Here is an 18,047-nt window from a genome sequence, read left to right as displayed (position 1 = left end):
TAGACGAGCTTTTTTAGTGGAAATAAAATTTATTTTTTTAAAGGAAAACCTTGTGATTGAAACTTGTCAATACGGGGCTTTTACCTTATCATAGTTAGAGAGTATATAAACTATTTGACCAAACAACTAGAAATATATCAGTAACATATCGAAGGGGGAACTGTTAGTGCAAAAAGAAATCAATGCGGGGGTCATGTTGAATGTGATCCCTACACAACAGTTCAAGACAACACGAGTCGTGATCTCATTTTTAAAAGAGTTGACAGATCGCAAAGAACTCGTTATGCGAACGCTATTAGCTAATATTTTAGAAACGAGTAGTCAAGCTTATCCGACGCAAAAAGCGGTTGCCTTAGAGCTTTCCAAGATGTATGGAGCAAGTTTTGGTACAACAGTCAGTCGTCGTGGGCAAGTACATATTCTAAATTTTGTTTTGAATTGTGTAAATGATAACTATCTTTTGCATCCCGAAGATTTATTAGGCCAAGTTTTCTCATTTTTAAAAGAATTGATCTTTGCACCATTAGCTAATGATGGGGCCTTTGATGAAACGACTTTTGAACGGCAAAAGCTTAATTTGACCGCTTATATCGAAGCAGTCAAAGATAATAAGCAGTCCTATGCGGCGTTAGAATTGCAAAAGATCTATTTTGAGGATACGATCCAACAAGCCGCTAACTACGGCACAGTGGAGGATCTAGCTCCAGTTACGGCAGCTGAACTCTATGCTTATTATTTGGAAATGCTTCAAAATGATCAGATCCAGATCTTTGTGTCAGGAGATGTCGCGGAAGCCGAAGTTGAGGCTAAGGCGCTCACCTTACCTTTTGGCAAAAGAATGACTGCGCTCGACAAGCTTGGTTATCAACAGCCAGCACGAGCTGAAGTAGTTGAAGTGGTCGAAAAGCAGACTTTAAATCAAAGTAAGCTAGACTTAGCTTATCGCTTGCCGACCGCTTATCGCACGGACAAACACTATGCTGCGGTAGTTTTCAATGCTTTGTTGGGGGGCTCACCACAGTCTAAATTATTTGCTAATGTACGAGAAAAGGAAAGTCTGGCTTACTATGCAAGTAGTAATTTTGATCCTTTCCGGCAATTGCTCTTGATCCAAACAGGGATCAAGACAAGTGACAAGGAAAAAGCCTACAGCTTGATCAAACAACAAGTTGCTGACTTAGCTGCATGTAAATTCAGTGAAGCTGAATTAGAAAATATCAAACTAAATTTGATCAACGGTTATGAGAGCCGTTTGGATAATCAAATGACGGCGATCACACGTAGTCAGTTAGATATCTTGAGCCAAGTGCCAGAAACACCAGCGACCTGGATCGAAAAGATCAACCGAGTTTCGGCTCAAGATGTGGTAGAGGTGGCTGATTTAGCTGAGCTTCAAGCCGTATTTTTCTTAGATGGGGGGCATATTTAGTGGAGATCAATAGTTATCCGCAATTTGGCGAGACGCTTTATACTGCTACTTTGGATAATGGGCTGAAAGTCAATTTCTTGCCTCGAGCAGATTTTCATAAGACTTATGGGATCTTGACGACTGACTATGGCTCAGTTGATAACGAATTTGTTCCTTTGGGTGAGACTGAAGTTCGCCGTTTTCCTGACGGGATCGCCCACTTTTTGGAACATAAATTATTCGAAAAAGAAGATCACGATGCCTTTGAACTATTTGGTAGATATGGGGCTGATGCCAATGCCTTTACCAGTTTTACGCGTACGAGTTATCTGTTTCAAACGACACACAATGTTGCTAAGTGTGTGACGACGTTATTGGATTTCGTGCAAGCGCCATATTTTTCGGAAAAAACAGTTGAAAAAGAAAAGGGGATCATTGGTCAAGAGATCAAAATGTATGATGATGACTCCAATTGGCGTTTGTATTTTGGGATCATCGAAAACCTTTATCCTAAAAATTCATTAAGTGTCGATATCGCTGGGACAGTTGATTCGATCAATAAGATCACTGCCCAAGATCTTTATGATTGTTACAAGACTTTTTATCAGCCAAGTAACATGGATCTCTTCTTAGTCGGAAATTTTGAAGTTGAAGCGATGCTCGAGTTGATCAAAGAAAATCAAGCAGCCAAGGAATTTCCAAGTGCTGAGCCGATCAAGCGTGCCGAAGAATTTTTTGATCACGAGGGTAAGGATATCATCCCTTATCGCATGACTGAATTGGAGATCCAGCGCCCTAAAACGATCATTGGGATCAAGGGATTAGATCAAGTCCCAGCTGGTCGGGCAGGCTTGCGGTATAAGCTAGCAGTCGAATTATTATTGTATTTACTTTACAGCGAAACTTCAGATAAATACTTAGAACTTTATGATGCAGGTGTCTTGGATGATAGTTTTGGTTATGATTTTTCTTTAGAACGTGGTTTTCATTTTGCTACGATCTCAGGTGATACCAATAAACCGCAAGAACTATCCAATGCTGTGATCGATATCGCTGAGCACGCGTTAGGGTTTTTAGAAGATAAAGGATCTGCTTTCGAGTTAGCCAAACGTGAGCTGATCGGACGAAACATCCAAGCAATGAATTCATTAGAGAGTATCGCTAATCGTTATGAAGCTGATCTATTTGAAAGTGCGACCTTATTTGATGTTGGAGCGCTTTTAGAACAATTGACTTTAGATGATATCAGAGCTGTTGCCAAACAGTTCTTACGTTCAGAGGCGATCAGTGTTTACCAAATTCTCCCGAAAGAAGATGAAGATCAATGAAATGGGCTTTGCTCTGTGGAGCCTCAGGTGATCTAGGTCACCAAATAGCCAAAGACTTAGCTGCTGATGGCTGGTCGTTATATTTACATTACTATCACAATCAAACGCGTGTGGATGATCTAGTAATAGAACTAGCGAAGAATTATCCCAAGCAAGATTTTTTAGCACTCCAAGCTGATCTTACAGCGCCAGACACGATGCCCCAAGTAGCTTCCCAGATCTTTGGTAGTCTAGATGCATTGATCTTTGCGCAAGGAACGACTGAATATGGTCTATTTAGTCAACAAGAACCGCAAGCTTTTGATCAAATTCTAGCGATGCAATTGCAGAGCCCGTTGCGTTTGATCGCGTCGCTCGAAGCTAAATTAGCTCGCAGTCAAGCGGCACGGATCGTGTTTATCGGTTCGGTCTATGGTGGAGCTGGTAGTGCTTTAGAGGTCGGTTATAGTACGGTAAAAGGGGCGCAAAGTGCTTTTTGCAAAGCTTATAGTAAGGAAGTCGCCTCTTTGGGGATCACAGTCAATACGATCGCACCTGGAGCGATAGATACGCAGATGAATCAGATGTTTTCTGGTAGTGAACGGCAAGCAGTCGAAGAAGAGATCCCAAGTGGTCGCTTTGCTCAGCCAAGTGAGATAAGTTATTTCGTAAAAATGTTGTTAGCCCCTAAAGCTAGTTATTTAACGGGTCAGACACTTTATGTGACCGGTGGTTGGCTCGTGTAGACGATAGAATCTAAAAAAGAGACGGAGAAATTAGATAAAATGACAGATATTGGAACAATTTTAAAAGAAGCACGTAAAGAAAAAGGTTTGACACTAGATGACTTGCAACAAACGACCAAGATCCAAAAACGTTATTTGATCGCGATCGAAGACGGTGATTTTGCGGCATTACCAGGTAAATTTTATGTGCGAGCTTTTATCAAGCAATATGCCGAAACTGTGGGGATCGATCCAGAAGAGTTGCTAGTCAAGCTAGATGAAAATAACGCACCAAAGCCAAAAGAAGAAACAGAAGCAACGACACGCACCGAAGCCGTCAAGCGCGAAGAAGAAGAAAAAACTATGTCACCAATCCTGGCAGGTTTGATCCGTTATTTACCAACGATCATCATCGTAGTCATCGTAGTTGCGATCTTAGGGACGATCTACATCTTTGCTTGGGGGGATCGTGACCGTAATAGCAGTACCCAAATCGCGGATAACAGCCAAAGCGTCTCAGTTTCTTCCGAAAGTTCTGCTAAGAGCAGTAGTTCAAAGGAAAAATCTTCAAGTAGTGAAAGTAGTAGTAGCACATCTAAAAAAGAAAGCTCAAGTACAAAAGCTAAGAAAGAATCTAAAAAGGCAACTAAGCAAAAGATCACTAACACTTCAGCTGCGGGTTCAGCTTTCGTATATGATCTAGAAAATGCGCCAGCTACAAATAAGATCGAAATGTCAGTTTCTGATGGCGCAACAGCTTGGAATGCTGTTTCAGCTAATGGAGTTCAAGTATGGCAAGGAACGCTTAGTGCTGATAATGCTACACAAACAATTAAGATCCCTGAAAATACAACAACGATCACGTTGAATTTAGGAAACTCAAAGGCAACCTCGATCAAGATCAACGGTAAGAAATTTGATTTCTTGAAAGAAAACGAGACATTGACTGTACGTACGATCACATTGAACGTTGCACAAACAACGGCACAATAAAAGTAGTATGGCAGAAAAAGGCGGATGCCAAAGCATAAGTAAATCTAAGAAAGGAAACTGTGCGCTTCTCAAAGTATGAAACTTTTCCGCCAACACAGTAGAAAATTATGAATTTACCTAATAAATTGACAGTTTTACGGATCATTTTGATCCCGATCTTCATGTTAGTTCTGCTATTGCCACTTGATTGGGGCGAGGTGGTCTTAGCTGGGACTGTTATCCCGGCCACACAATTGCTCGGAGCGCTGATCTTTGCCGTCGCTTCGATCACGGATTTTGCGGATGGTCAGATCGCACGTAAGCAAAAATTAGTTACCAACTTTGGCAAATTTGCTGATCCTTTAGCCGATAAGATGTTAGTAATGACCGCATTTATCATCTTGGTGCAGATGGGAAAAGTCCCAGCATGGGTGGCTTCGATCATTGTTTGCCGTGAATTGGCCGTAACTGGTTTGCGCTTGATCATCGTTGAAAATGATGGTAAAGTCATGGCGGCTGAACTCCCAGGTAAGATCAAAACGATGACACAAATGTTTGCGATCTTGTTCTTGTATTTGAATAATGTTTTCTTTATCAATGCAAATATCATGATCGGCGAGATCTTATTGTATATCTGCTTATTCTTTACAGTATATTCAGGGTTGGATTATTTTTGGAAGAGTAGAAGTATTTTTGCCGATTCTTTTAACGATTAAAAATGATAGACTACTTCAGTTGTGAAGTAGTCTATTTATTTGCATAGAAATCTAAGTGATTTGCGTATCTTTAAAGTGAGGTTAAAATATATCAAACATTAGTTCGCAAAATGCTTGCTTTTTTTGAAAAAAATAAGTATGATATATGGTACAGAGTAATTGAACGTAGATTAGGAAACGTTCTTTGTGAGTAGATGACAAAGAGGAGGAGTAAATTTGGCTGACGAAAGACAAGTTGCTTTAGACAAAGCGCTCAAGAAGATCGAAAAAGATTTCGGTAAAGGTGCCATCATGAAGATGGGTGAAAAGGCTGATACCCAGATCTCAACTGTTCCAAGTGGTTCATTGGCCCTTGATGAAGCTTTGGGAGTAGGTGGTTTCCCACGGGGACGTATCGTAGAGATCTATGGCCCTGAAAGTTCTGGTAAGACAACAGTTGCCTTGCAAGCTGTGGCTGAAGTTCAAAAACAAGGCGGCCTAGCTGCCTATATCGATGCGGAAAATGCGCTTGATCCTGCTTATGCGACAGCTTTGGGCGTTAACATCGATGACTTGTTACTCTCCCAACCTGGTACTGGTGAAGAAGGGCTACAGATCGCAGATGCTTTGGTCTCTTCTGGGGCGGTAGATATCGTGGTCATTGACTCCGTAGCAGCTTTAGTTCCTAAGGCTGAGATCGAAGGTGAGATGGGTGATTCACACGTTGGGTTACAAGCACGTTTGATGTCTCAAGCTTTACGTAAACTTTCAGGTACGATCAACAAGACTAAGACGATCGCTTTGTTTATCAACCAGATCCGTGAAAAAGTCGGAGTGATGTTTGGTAATCCAGAAACGACCCCTGGTGGACGTGCGCTTAAGTTTTATTCGACGATCCGTTTGGAAGTTCGGCGTGCTGAACAGATCAAAGATGGTTCAGATGTTTTAGGTAACCGGACACGGATCAAAGTTGTGAAAAACAAGGTCGCACCACCATTTAGAACGGCAGAAGTCGATATCATGTATGGTGAAGGGATCTCGAAGATGGGTGAATTGATCGACTTAGCAGTTGAAAAAGATATCATCGAAAAGAGCGGGTCATGGTTCTCTTATGGTGGTAGCCATATCGGTCAAGGCCGTGAAAAGACAAAGGCTTACTTGAGTGAACATCCAGAAGTGGCCGACGAGATCACCCAAAAGGTTCGTGATACGCCAACGCTCACACAAAAAGAGAAGAAAGCACTCGAAAAAGAACAAAAAGCTAAGGAAAAAGAAGCGGCTAAAGTTGATAAAAAAGCAACTAACAAGCCGGTCAGTTTGGACTTAGGTAAAGACGACAAATAAACTTTAAAGAGTAGCCGTTTGCTAAGGCTACTCTTTTTTTGCGACACTTTTTAGATAAAAGGTCAAACAGACTGATAATGATTGACATTTACCAACATTAAACATTAAAATATTATTGTGTGTAAATTAGACCTAAGCCGTCGATTTACCACGATAAAATAGATCGCGGAGGTGCAAACTTGAACTATACTGTTATTAGTGCCATCCTCGCAATCGCTGTTTTGACTTTAGTGCTAGGTTTTGCTTTAGGAATCTTTTATCGAAAGCGTAGTTATGAACAATCGCTAGATGCCGCAACTCAAACGGCCAAAGGTATTATTGCTAGTGCCAAAAAAGAGGCTTTACTGGAAGCAAAAGATGAAAGTCATCGCTACCGTAAAGAAGTCGAAGGCGAATTGAAAGAGAGACGCTTTGAAGTTCAGAAACAAGAAAATCGTTTGTTGAAAAGAGAGGAGAACCTTGATCGCAAGGATTCGGTCTTAGACAAACGCGAACAAGCACTCACACAAAAAGAAGATCAGTTGAGTGCTGAGCAACAAAGATTAGATGCAAAGAGCAAAGAAGTCGCTTCGCTTGAACAAAAACAAAAAGATAAGCTGGAAGAAATCGCCGCTTTGACAAAAGACCAAGCTAAGGAGCTTATTCTTAAAGAGACGCGTAACAGTTTGAATTATGAATTAGCTGTGATGATCAAGGAAAGTGAAGCTCAAGCTCAAGCTACAGCTGATAAAAAGGCTAAGAGTTTGATCGCACAGGCTATCCAACGTAGCGCAGCTGATATGGTCTCCGAAACCACCGTCTCAGTCGTTAACTTACCAAATGATGAGATGAAAGGCCGCATCATCGGGCGTGAAGGGCGGAATATTCGCACACTTGAAACTTTGACAGGGATCGATCTGATCATTGATGATACGCCTGAAGCTGTCGTTTTGAGTGGTTTTGATCCGGTAAGACGCGAGATCGCCAAAATGGCCTTAGAGAAATTGATCCAAGATGGTCGGATCCATCCGGCACGCATCGAGGAAATGGTCGAAAAGGCCACTAAGGAAATGGATAGCCGGATCCGCCAGACTGGTGAAGAAGCTATCTTTGATCTTGGGATCCATTCAATGCACCCAGATTTGATCAAGACGGTCGGACGATTGAATTATCGGACAAGTTATGGTCAAAACGTATTGGATCATTCGATCGAAGTTGCTAAGATCACAGGGGTCCTTGCGGCTGAGTTAGGTGAAGACGTTACAATAGCGAAACGCGCAGGTTTACTACACGATATCGGAAAGGCAGTCGATCATGAAGTTGACGGCTCGCACGTTGAGATCGGGGTAGAATTGGCGAAGAAATATAAAGAAAACGATGTTGTTGTCAATACGATCGCATCCCACCACGGTGATGTAGCACCGAAATCAACGATCGCAGTTTTAGTTGCGGCAGCCGATGCTGTTTCAGCCGCACGTCCAGGTGCTCGAAGTGAATCGTTAGAAAACTACATTCACCGTCTTGAAAAATTGGAGAATATCTCTAATGAATTTGAAGGTGTGAAGAAGAGCTATGCGATCCAAGCCGGGCGTGAAGTTCGGATCATCGTTAAACCAAATGAGGTCAACGACCTTGAGGCAACTGTTTTAGCACGTGATATTCGAAATAAGATCGAAGAAGAACTTGAATATCCAGGGCATATCAAAGTTACCGTTATTCGTGAAACACGGGCGGTCGAATATGCTAAGTAATGGTTTTAGCAATTGTATCAAAAAAGCTGTAGTCCGATCAGGGCTACAGCTTTTTTATTAGGCATGACGTGCTTGTTTTAATTTCTCAGCTTGTTTAGCACTTAAGTTGCCTAGAGTGACTAAACGGTCTTCGATCAAGTCTAAAACGTAATTACGATCCGCCTGATTTTCGACAAAATCGTATTTATCACCATCGATGATCAATAGTTGAGAGAGTTCGTAATTTTTTTCAAAATCATCGTAATAGCGTAAGAGACGTTGGTAGTATTTGATCAATGAAGGATCAGTTGAGATCTGTTCATATTTACGCCCGCGCTTTTGGATCCGCTTGATCATCGTATCATAGGAAACTTTGATCAAGACCATCAGATCGGTATCGTTAGAGGGAGTAGCAGCCTTGAGTTCGGTCAACATATGTCCCAAAAGTTCTTGATAGGTCGCATATTCGATCTGAGTGGCATTTCCCATATCGGTATTCATCTTCATGAACATCGCATCTTCGTAGATCGAGCGATCGAGAATATTGTTTGGTTGCTGCATCGCTTGCTTCATCATCATAAAACGACGATTTAAAAAGAAAGTTTGTAAGAGATAGGCATAAGGATTAGTAGCATCCTTATCGCCGGCTTGACGCTTTTTGGCTGCTATCTCGTTGCCTTTGTAAAATAATGGTAAGACAGGGTTATCTTCAACGGGTTCAAAGAATGGCTCTGAGCCTAATTCTTGAGCCAAGATCTGTGTTAGGCTTGATTTACCTGATCCGATTATCCCAGCTAGTGTGATCATAGAAAGTTCATCCTCTCGGTTAATGTACTTAACTATCTTACATTTTTAACGCTTGTTTTTCAATGGAAATTGGCGGGGATCCCCCTACCTTTAGACTGGGGTGGTTGACATGGTGGATTACTTGACTAATTGTTACGAGAGGCATATATTTCTCTATGTAAAATTTTTTATGGGCAGACTGTAGGTAAGATGATAGCCTGCCAGAAAGGCTTGTGAGACAATGAAAAAACAAAAAAGACAGCTATTTTTAGGGTCTTTGATCACACTGGGGATCGTCTATGGTGATATAGGGACCTCGCCTTTGTATGTGATGAAAGCTTTATTAGCGGATCTAGGAAGTCCCAAATACCTGACCCGTGAATACCTTATTGGCTGTCTCTCGCTAGTTTTTTGGACTTTGATGCTGATGACGACGATCAAATATGTTTTGATCGCATTGAAAGCAGATAACCACGGTGAAGGGGGGATCTTTGCCCTCTATGCTTTGGTACGCCATCAAAAAAAGTGGCTGATCGTTCCCGCATTGATCGGTGGGGCAGCTTTGTTGGCTGATGGGACCCTGACCCCAGCAGTGACTGTTACCAGTGCGATCGAAGGGTTGAAGGGAGTTGCATTTGGTAAAAATGTTCCGATCGCATCGCAAAATAGTGTGATCATCGTAACGTTTGTGATCTTATTAGTGTTATTTTTGATCCAGCGATTTGGGACGAGTTTGATCGGTAAAGGTTTTGGCCCGGTGATGTTTATCTGGTTTAGCTTTTTAGCGATCGTTGGTCTCATCAATTTAGCTAGCGATCCGGGGATGTTAGCTGCCTTGTCACCACATTATGGGTTAAAATTACTGTTTTCACCCGAAAATAAAGTTGGGATCTTTATTTTGGGGAGCGTATTTTTGGCAACGACTGGGGCTGAGGCGCTGTATTCAGATATGGGCCATGTTGGGAAACGCAACATCTATTTGACTTGGCCCTTTGTCTGCACGGCACTTGTATTGAATTATTTTGGCCAAGGAGCATATTTGAGTACACATTTAGCTCAGATAAAAGCTCAAACTAACTTTGAAAATCCATTCTATGCTGTTTTGGGTCCAGATTGGTATTTGTTTGGTGTAGTTTTGGCAACGTTAGCGGCTATTATCGCGTCCCAAGCTTTGATCACGGGGTCATTTACCTTGGTCCAAGAAGCGGTTGGGTTAAAACTTTTACCCCGGATGAAAGTTGAGTATCCAAGTCTTTCCCGCGGGCAGATCTATATTTCTGCAGTCAATTGGTTATTGTGCTTGACTACGACGATCGTGTTATTTTACTTTAAGACTTCTGAGCATATGGAGGCAGCTTACGGTCTAGCGATCACCTTGACGATGCTGATGACCACATTATTATTATTTGAGTATCTGCGATTTAAAGAAAAACCGCTAAGTGCTGTTTTGGTCTTAAGTTGTTTTAGTGTGATCGAATTGATATTTTTAGCTGCTAGCTTGAGTAAATTCATGCATGGTGGTTATGTGACGGTCTTTATCACCTTATTGATCTTAGGCTTGATGTTTGTTTGGTTCTTTGGAAATCGGCTACGTGAGCGTTATGCAGATCGCTCCGAGATGATCAATTTAAAGGATTATAAGTCAATGTTACAAGCACTAGCCAAAGATGAAAGTGAACCACTTTTTACAGATAACTTGATCGTTTTAGCTAAAGTAAAACGCGATCTTAGTGTCAAACGTGAATTGCTGTATTCGATCTTAGATAAAAAGCCTAAGCGCGCTAAAGTCTACTGGTTCGTGACGGTCAATACGACCGATGAACCATACAATAACTACTATACAGTTGATATGCTTGGCACGCGTAATATCGTCAATTTACAGTTATATTTAGGCTACAAGATGAATCCAAGCGTCAACTTATATCTCTATCAGATAGTTTCTGATCTGATGCAAAAAGATGTCATCGATGAACAGCCGCAAAAGTATACAACAGCTCCTGGTCGGATCGTGGGTAACTTTTCTGTTTTAGCGATCCAAGAAGTTTTATCGCCAGATACTCGGATCCCGGCTTGGATGCGTTTGTTGATCTCGGCCCGGATCTTTATCCAAAATCACAGTACGACACCAGTTCAGTGGTTTGGCCTTGAAACTAGTGAAGTCCACCTAGAAAAGGTCCCGCTTTTCTTGAAGAAACGTTCGGTACCTGTGATCGAGCAACGGGTCATCTTAAATCCTAAGGACATCAAACGCAGTACTTGCGAATAGTTGATCGCACCCAGTTATTGGGTGCTTTTTCGTGTTTTCCTTAAAATTAAATGTGTTTGTGTGTTTTTTTATAGATTATACGGATAAAATTATTATATTTAGAAAAATAGTTCGATTTTTATTTTGACAATTATAGGTCACTTTGTTATGCTTAAAGCAACTTGAGGGCTGATCAAGATCTTGATAGCCGCTGGGAATAGTGTGGTAGCGGTGGGACCCCCAATCTTTTGAACAGAGCTTGTTTGAAAATAACCAGGAAAGGATATGCTATATCACTTTCGGTCGTATTTTATGCGATCCCACATAGATATGGCGGGCACTTAGATTGAGTAATCGAATTAGTATTGTGATGGGCAGCTATTCTGATTGGGAGACCATGAAAAATACAGCTGCTGTTTTAGATGAATTTGGTGTAAAATATGATAAGGCTGTGATCTCAGCTCATCGGATGCCCGAAGAAATGATGACATTTGCTAAAGACGCTGTAGATAATGGAGTCGAAGTGATCATTGCGGGTGCTGGTGGTGCGGCTCATCTACCTGGGATGGTCGCTGCTAATACTGTTTTGCCAGTTATTGGTGTTCCCGTCCAATCGCGGGCATTAAATGGCCTAGATTCATTGTTATCGATCGTTCAGATGCCAGCGGGGGTTCCAGTCGCAACTACTGCGATCGGTGTGGCAGGCGCTAAAAATGCCGCTCTATTGGCGTTGCAGATCCTGGGTGTTACCGATAAGACGATCCAAAAAGACCTACTTGCTTATCGCCAGGAAATGCATGATAAAGCTGTAGAAAGCGGTGATCTTCTTGGCTGATGCAGTGCAACTCAAACAAGGACAGACGATCGGGATCATCGGTGGCGGACAATTGGGGCAAATGCTAGTTTTATCGGCTAAAGCGATGGGGCTAAAGACGATCATTTTAGATCCTGATGCCACTTGTCCAGCTGGACAGGCAGCTGATGCACAGATCGTGGCGCCATATGACGATTTTTCGGCTTTAGAAGAACTAGCCAAGCGAGCTGATGTCTTGACTTATGAGTTTGAAAATGTCGATCTAGCAGCTTTAGAACATTTAACAGATGCTAAATTATTGCCTCAAGGGACAAAACTACTACGGATAACTAAGAATCGCTTAGCTGAAAAGACTTTTTTGCATGAGCATGGCTTAAAGACCGCTCCATTTAGAGCAGTCAAGACAAAGACAGAGCTTGAACAAGCAGTAGCTCAGTTAGGTTTGCCAAGTATTTTAAAGACTTGTGAAGGGGGCTATGACGGTAAAGCCCAGTTTACACTCAAAGAAAAGGCTGATCTTGACGCTGCCAGTGAATTACTCGCGCAAGGAACATGTATCTTAGAAGGATTTGTGAACTTTTCTTTGGAGTGCTCTGTTATGGTCGCGCGAAATGCTAAGGGTGAAGTGACAGTCTTTCCGGTCAGTGAAAATATCCATCGTAACCATATCTTGCATGAAAGTATCGTACCGGCTCGGATCACACCAAAGGAACAGCAAAAAGCGCAAGCCATCGCAATAAAGATCGCCCAAAGTTTGAATTTACGCGGGATCTTGGGGGTTGAACTTTTTGTAGAGCCGGACGGTGAGATCTACGTCAATGAGCTAGCACCCCGCCCGCATAATTCAGGACATTATTCGATCGAAGCCTGCAACTTCTCGCAATTTGATGTACATAATCGGGCGGTCATGAATTGGCCAATGCCGAAGATCGAATTGTTGAAACCAGCTATTATGGTCAATATTTTAGGGCAACATAAGGCTTTAAGTGAAGACTTGATCGCCCAAAAGCCACAATGGCATTTCCATGACTATGGGAAAAAAGATGTTAGAGTCGATCGTAAGATGGGGCATATTACGATCTTGACTGACGATCTAGAACAGACTTTAGCTGAGATCAAAGCAACTCAAGTTTGGAATTAAAACAATTAAAGGAGAATCATTAATGATTTCACGTTATACACGGCCTGAAATGGCTGCAATTTGGACAGATGAGAAAAAATTTGAATGTTGGTTAGCAGTTGAATTGGCAGCTGATGAAGCCTGGGCTAAATTAGGCCATATTCCAGCTGAAGATGTCGAAAAATTAAAGCAAAATGCTAAATTTGACGTTGACCGCATTCAAGAGATCGAAGCGGTGACTCACCATGATGTGATCGCATTTACACGTAATGTCTCTGAATCATTGGGTGAAGAAAAAAAATGGGTCCACTATGGCTTGACCAGCACAGACGTGGTCGATACAGCTTATGGCTATCAATTAAAACAAGCTAACGATATCATCCGAAAAGATCTCGAAGACTTTACGCAGATCGTAGCTGATAAAGCACGGGAACATAAAAATACCGTGATGATGGGTCGGACTCACGGTGTTCATGCTGAACCAACAACATTTGGTGTGAAATTAGCTCGTTGGTATTCAGAAATGAAGCGCAATATCGAACGTTTTGATCGTGCAGCTAAGGGTGTCGAAGCCGGCAAGATCAGTGGTGCGGTCGGGACATATGCTAATATCGATCCTTTTGTTGAAGAATATGTCTGCGAAAAATTAGGGATCCGTGCCCAAGAAGTGTCGAGCCAAGTCTTACCACGTGATCTGCATGCTGATTACATGGCTTCCTTAGCTTTGATCGCTACAAGTTTGGAAGAATTTGCAACTGAGATCCGTGGATTACAAAAATCAGAGACGCGTGAAGTCGAAGAATACTTTGCTAAGGGGCAAAAGGGTTCATCTGCAATGCCACACAAGCGTAACCCGATCGGCTCAGAAAACATTTGTGGTTTAGCTCGTGTTTGCCGTGGTCATATGGTCACAGCTTATGAAAATGTTGCTTTGTGGCATGAACGTGATATCTCGCACTCTTCTGCCGAACGTATCATTTTACCAGATACAACGATCTTGATCGATTACATGTTGAATCGCTTTGGTCGGATCGTGAAGAACTTGACTGTTTTCCCAGAAAACATGAAGCGCAATATGGATAAGACATTTGGCTTGATCTACAGTGGTCGGGTCTTGTTGAAGTTGATCGATACTGGGATGAGTCGTGAAGAAGCTTATGACCTTGTGCAACCATATACAGCTAAAGCTTGGGATGAACAAACACAGTTCCGTCCATTGCTTGAAAGTGATGCAACGATCATGAGCCGCTTATCTAAAGAAGATCTTGATGATGCATTCGATTATCACTGGCACTTGAAACATATTGATGATATTTTTAAACGTGTTGGTTTAGAATAGTGTCTATAATATAAATTTAATATTTAAAAAGCCTTGATCGGTGGAGTTGGTTCCATGTGATCGAGGCTTTTTTATGCTTTTTATGAAAAAATCATAATATATTTTGATAAAAGTTATGAAGTTTATGAAAAAATTAAGGAGTAAATATATTGCTAACGGTGTCTTTATTAGATATGATAAGGATGAAAATAATATATATAATCTTAGGTATATTATTTGATTGTTATGTAGTTTATGGTGTTTGTAGAGGTTGGGAGGATTGATACAAAAATTGATTTTAAACTATATGTATAACTTTGGGTTAGTTTTTGGTAAGGAAAGGAGATGAAGAGGATGAAAACTAAATTGGTGAGAAATGTATGCGCTCTACTTTTGATCATTTGCCTACTTTTCCCATTACTTGGTCAAAGTGTACAGGCTTATGGAGATAATATTGAACCAGTGTACACTACTGACGATACAGGAACTTATCCAACAGCTTCTTGGAAACCAACAGGTCAAGAAAATGTCATCAACCATCAAGGTGGGACCGTCAGTGGTTGTGACAATAATACGAATTGGAGTGGTGATCCAAGTGATACCACTAATTCATACCTTAAACACGGCAATGTGGATGATCCGGATTTTATGATCCGAAAATTCGCACGTGAGACTGCTACTCCAGGGACTTTTGATGTATTTTTGAATGTTCGCGGTAATTCGGTCCGCCAAGAAAAAACGATTGATGTAGTTTTCGTGGTTGACACCTCGGGTAGTATGGGGGATAGTGAGCGGTTAGCAAATACTAAAGAGGGTATCAAAGGTTTCATTAATAGTGTTACAACCGCGGGTCTAGGTGATAATATTCGAGCAGGTCTAGTGAGTTACAGTAGTGAGGCACATAAGAAAGTGGAGCTAGGCACAGTTTCTAGTAATGCTGAGAGCTTAAAAAATGCTGTAGATCGTTTACGTGCTAATGGTGGAACTTTTACCCAAGATGGGCTGAATAAAGCCAAGGATATGTTTAAAAATAGTACTAGTGATGAAAAGATTATCATTTTACTTACGGATGGTAGGCCGACCTATTCGTACAAAGTAACTAGTGCGATTGAAGAAGAAGGTACGATATATGGGACAGATTTCGACTATAAGTCAAGTGAAGGTAGAGGTAGCAGTGAAGAGTTGTCCAAAAGCTATAAAGTTAACAATGACACTTTTGAAATTAAAGATACTTGGCCAGCTACATTAGGTGAGGCACGAAATATAAAGAATAATACTGATATTGTTATTAATGTCTTGGGTATAAGTATTGATGATAAATATAGCGCTAAAATGGAACTGCTGGCTAATAAAGGTCATTATTCGCCACAATCATCATCGGTGGGTATCAAAGAGTATTTAGAGAGTCAAACTGACAATGTTATTAATAGTTTTTCTACGATCAAGAACGGTAATGTTACCATTCCGTTGGCTGAACAGTATGAGTATGTTGCTTTGGATGGAAAAATTGTAACATCTGTAACATCTGTTGGTTCAAAAGAAGTTGATACGTATAATACCCAAGTTTCTGGTGGTAATGACGGACCGTTAGTTTGGTCGGGACTTAATCTTGGAAAAGGGCAAGAAGTCCAACTTCACTACCAAGTTCGTCTCAAAACAGGGACAGCAGATTTCGTGCCAAACAAGTGGTATCCGATGAGTGGGGAAACGGTGCTGACAGCTGAGAAGATTCCAGGAGCAAAATTTGGGATCCCATCTGGAAAAGCTTCGGGAACGACGATCGATGTCACTAAAGAGTGGAAGACTTTTAGTCAAACAGAATTGCCAGAAAACATCGGTTTCAAAGTCATTCGTAAAGTTGCTGGAGACGATGAGTGGCAAACAGCTGGTGGTGTATTGACTGCCGGTGACAAGTGGCAAAAGACTTTTGATAAATTGACATTAGCTGACGGTCAAGAAGTAGCCTTAGCTAAATATAATAAGCTTGGGGTCGACTACAACTATCAAGTCAGCGAAGAAACTGCCGTAGAGGGCTTTAACACGAAGATCGAACATCTTGATGAAAATAAATGGCGCATCATCAATACTGAGTTAGGTCTACAGGTCGAAAAACGTGCTAGTCCAAGTGATGCTAAGTTAGATGGCGCCGAGTTCAAGTTAGTCAAATACAGTGACGAATTTGTAACTGAAGATCCAAGTTTCAACGAGAAACTAGTTGCTAATAGCAAGGATATCATGAGTGGCCTTAAAAATGGGCACTACGCTTTGATCGAGACCAAAGCGCCAACTGGGTATCAAGCCGAGCCAAATGCGCTCAAGTTCAGCATCAAAAATGGAAAATTCTTCGATGAAGCAAATAACGAGATCACTGCAACCAATTTGGAAGCGGGGCAAGATGGTTTTTATTTGAATTTTTCAAATGATAGCGCTTATATCTTGACAGGTGTTAAATATAATATACTTAAACCATTTACGTTGAATTTGACCAAAACAGATACTAAGGGCAAACAGCTCTCTGGGGCTGAATTTGAGTTAGTGAATGCTAAGGGTGAGCAGATCAAATTCGAATACGCTAATGACGCTAAAACTAAGCTCAAGTTCAGTGGTTTAACTCCAGGCGAGTACACGTTGACAGAGACAAAAGCTCCAGTAGATCACAAACTTTTGACTGCACCACTTAAATTCACCATCACAGAAGCTGGTAAAGTCGAGTTTGAGAACGAGCCTAAAGATGTCAAAGTCGAATTAACTACAGGTGATGATCAAAATACACTTGATTTTAGGGTCGAGAATACACCACTGAAAACGGGGAGCGTAAGCGTTGCAAAATATACTACGAATGGTCAGCCTCTAGCCGATGCTAAATTCAAGTTGATCCGTTACACCGATGCGTGGCAGACCCAAGATGGATCTTTTGAAAAGACGATCACTGCTGATAGCGAAAATGTTTTAGATGATCTTAAATCCGGGCATTATGGGCTCCAAGAGATCAGCGCTCCAGCCGGGTATCAGCTCGATGAGAGTGTGGTCAAATTCAAATGGGAAGACGAAAAGTGGTTCGATGAAAATGGAAAAGAGATCACAGCCGCTAAGACTGAAAAGTTAGATCAACTTTATCTAGATCAGACTAATGCTGAAAAATTGATCATTTCCCGGGCGAACCGCTTAAAAGATACTGATCTGACCATCAAAAAAGTTAATGCCTTGACCCAAAAGACATTGGCCGGGGCTGAATTTGAACTAACGGATGAAACAGGTCAACGTTATGATATCACTACAACTGAGGATGGAATCTTTACAATAACTAACTTACGTCCAGGTGCATATGTCTTAAAAGAAGTCAAAGCGCCTGCTGGTTATGTGAAATTAAGTGATGAGATCGAATTTACGATCACTGAAGATGGTGAGTTGAACGGTAAAGGTAATTTAAAACTGACTACGACGGGGCATAACTTGATCGAGTTAAAAGTCAATAACTTCCCAGCTGGGATCTTACCAGAAACAGGTGGACCAGGTCTTTGGCTCTATGTACTCATTGGATCGGTCTTAGCCGGATCTGCTTTTGTCGCTAGACGCTTTATCATCAAGAAGCGGGGGGTGTAGG

At 41.5% G+C, this 18,047-nt stretch carries 13 protein-coding genes; 12 read left to right on the top strand and 1 reads right to left on the bottom strand.

Annotated features, from left to right (window positions below; translation table 11 throughout):
- Positions 1 to 166: 166 nt before the first annotated feature.
- The 7 genes from yfmF to rny all read left to right on the top strand — a co-directional run bounded on the left by yfmF (position 167) and on the right by rny (position 8,181).
- Entirely contained in the window at positions 167 to 1,429 is a 1,263-nt protein-coding gene (gene yfmF / locus FC30_RS03935; protein ID WP_056938474.1) for an EF-P 5-aminopentanol modification-associated protein YfmF, read from the top strand.
- Positions 1,429 to 2,736, top strand: a complete 1,308-nt coding sequence (gene yfmH / locus FC30_RS03930) for an EF-P 5-aminopentanol modification-associated protein YfmH (RefSeq protein ID WP_029507349.1) — start codon at positions 1,429 to 1,431, stop codon at positions 2,734 to 2,736. Before yfmF ends, yfmH begins: the two co-directional genes overlap by 1 nt.
- Positions 2,733 to 3,461, top strand: coding sequence for an elongation factor P 5-aminopentanone reductase (ymfI, locus tag FC30_RS03925; protein ID WP_010689245.1), 729 nt, complete (start codon positions 2,733 to 2,735; stop codon positions 3,459 to 3,461). Before yfmH ends, ymfI begins: the two co-directional genes overlap by 4 nt.
- 39 nt (positions 3,462 to 3,500) lie before the next feature.
- The gene (locus tag FC30_RS03920) at positions 3,501 to 4,433 is read left to right on the top strand and encodes a helix-turn-helix domain-containing protein (RefSeq protein ID WP_010689244.1); all 933 of its coding nucleotides are present in this window, start codon (positions 3,501 to 3,503) and stop codon (positions 4,431 to 4,433) included.
- 107 nt (positions 4,434 to 4,540) lie between these two features.
- Entirely contained in the window at positions 4,541 to 5,128 is a 588-nt protein-coding gene (pgsA, locus tag FC30_RS03915) for a CDP-diacylglycerol--glycerol-3-phosphate 3-phosphatidyltransferase (protein ID WP_010689243.1), read from the top strand.
- Between the two features lie 216 nt (positions 5,129 to 5,344).
- Positions 5,345 to 6,451, top strand: a complete 1,107-nt coding sequence (gene recA, locus FC30_RS03910) for a recombinase RecA (protein ID WP_010689242.1) — start codon at positions 5,345 to 5,347, stop codon at positions 6,449 to 6,451.
- 179 nt (positions 6,452 to 6,630) lie between these two features.
- Positions 6,631 to 8,181: a ribonuclease Y gene (gene rny, locus FC30_RS03905; protein WP_010689241.1), complete on the top strand. Its 1,551-nt coding sequence runs from the start codon at positions 6,631 to 6,633 to the stop codon at positions 8,179 to 8,181.
- A gap of 57 nt (positions 8,182 to 8,238) precedes the next feature.
- On the opposite strand, the gene FC30_RS03900 is transcribed toward rny, so the two are convergent.
- Positions 8,239 to 8,967 (bottom strand): deoxynucleoside kinase, encoded by a 729-nt coding sequence (locus FC30_RS03900; RefSeq protein WP_010689240.1) that lies wholly within the window; start codon positions 8,965 to 8,967, stop codon positions 8,239 to 8,241.
- A gap of 220 nt (positions 8,968 to 9,187) precedes the next feature.
- Here FC30_RS03900 and FC30_RS03895 point away from each other — a divergent pair, with 220 nt between their 5' ends.
- The 5 genes from FC30_RS03895 to FC30_RS03875 all read left to right on the top strand — a co-directional run bounded on the left by FC30_RS03895 (position 9,188) and on the right by FC30_RS03875 (position 18,046).
- The gene (locus FC30_RS03895) at positions 9,188 to 11,212 is read left to right on the top strand and encodes a KUP/HAK/KT family potassium transporter (protein WP_056938473.1); all 2,025 of its coding nucleotides are present in this window, start codon (positions 9,188 to 9,190) and stop codon (positions 11,210 to 11,212) included.
- A 325-nt stretch (positions 11,213 to 11,537) separates the two neighbouring features.
- Entirely contained in the window at positions 11,538 to 12,026 is a 489-nt protein-coding gene (gene purE, locus FC30_RS03890) for a 5-(carboxyamino)imidazole ribonucleotide mutase (protein ID WP_029507334.1), read from the top strand.
- On the top strand, positions 12,010 to 13,146 hold the full coding sequence (gene purK / locus FC30_RS03885) for a 5-(carboxyamino)imidazole ribonucleotide synthase (protein ID WP_029507333.1): 1,137 nt from the start codon (positions 12,010 to 12,012) through the stop codon (positions 13,144 to 13,146). The genes purE and purK overlap by 17 nt, the downstream gene beginning before the upstream one ends.
- Before the next feature lie 22 nt (positions 13,147 to 13,168).
- A complete protein-coding gene (gene purB / locus FC30_RS03880; protein WP_010689236.1) occupies positions 13,169 to 14,464 on the top strand; it encodes an adenylosuccinate lyase in 1,296 nt (431 codons plus the stop codon).
- Between the two features lie 333 nt (positions 14,465 to 14,797).
- Positions 14,798 to 18,046, top strand: a complete 3,249-nt coding sequence (locus FC30_RS03875; protein WP_010689235.1) for a VWA domain-containing protein — start codon at positions 14,798 to 14,800, stop codon at positions 18,044 to 18,046.
- Position 18,047: the final 1 nt, after the last annotated feature.

The organism is Ligilactobacillus animalis KCTC 3501 = DSM 20602 (genome assembly GCF_001434535.1).
Taxonomy (GTDB): Bacteria; Bacillota; Bacilli; order Lactobacillales; family Lactobacillaceae; genus Ligilactobacillus; species Ligilactobacillus animalis.
The sequence above is the reverse complement of the archived record's forward strand: the minus strand, read 5'-3'. Positions and strand labels throughout refer to the sequence as shown.

Bases quoted from the DNA above. Each gene is read 5' to 3' on its own strand.
- ymfI (WP_010689245.1), top strand. From the start codon at position 2,733: ATGAAATGGGCTTTGCTCTGTGGAGCCTCAGGTGATCTAGGTCACCAA.
- FC30_RS03920 (WP_010689244.1), top strand. From the start codon at position 3,501: ATGACAGATATTGGAACAATTTTAAAAGAAGCACGTAAAGAAAAAGGT.
- pgsA (WP_010689243.1), top strand. From the start codon at position 4,541: ATGAATTTACCTAATAAATTGACAGTTTTACGGATCATTTTGATCCCG.
- FC30_RS03900 (WP_010689240.1), bottom strand. From the start codon at position 8,967: ATGATCACACTAGCTGGGATAATCGGATCAGGTAAATCAAGCCTAACA.
- FC30_RS03895 (WP_056938473.1), top strand. From the start codon at position 9,188: ATGAAAAAACAAAAAAGACAGCTATTTTTAGGGTCTTTGATCACACTG.
- purB (WP_010689236.1), top strand. From the start codon at position 13,169: ATGATTTCACGTTATACACGGCCTGAAATGGCTGCAATTTGGACAGAT.
- FC30_RS03875 (WP_010689235.1), top strand. From the start codon at position 14,798: ATGAAAACTAAATTGGTGAGAAATGTATGCGCTCTACTTTTGATCATT.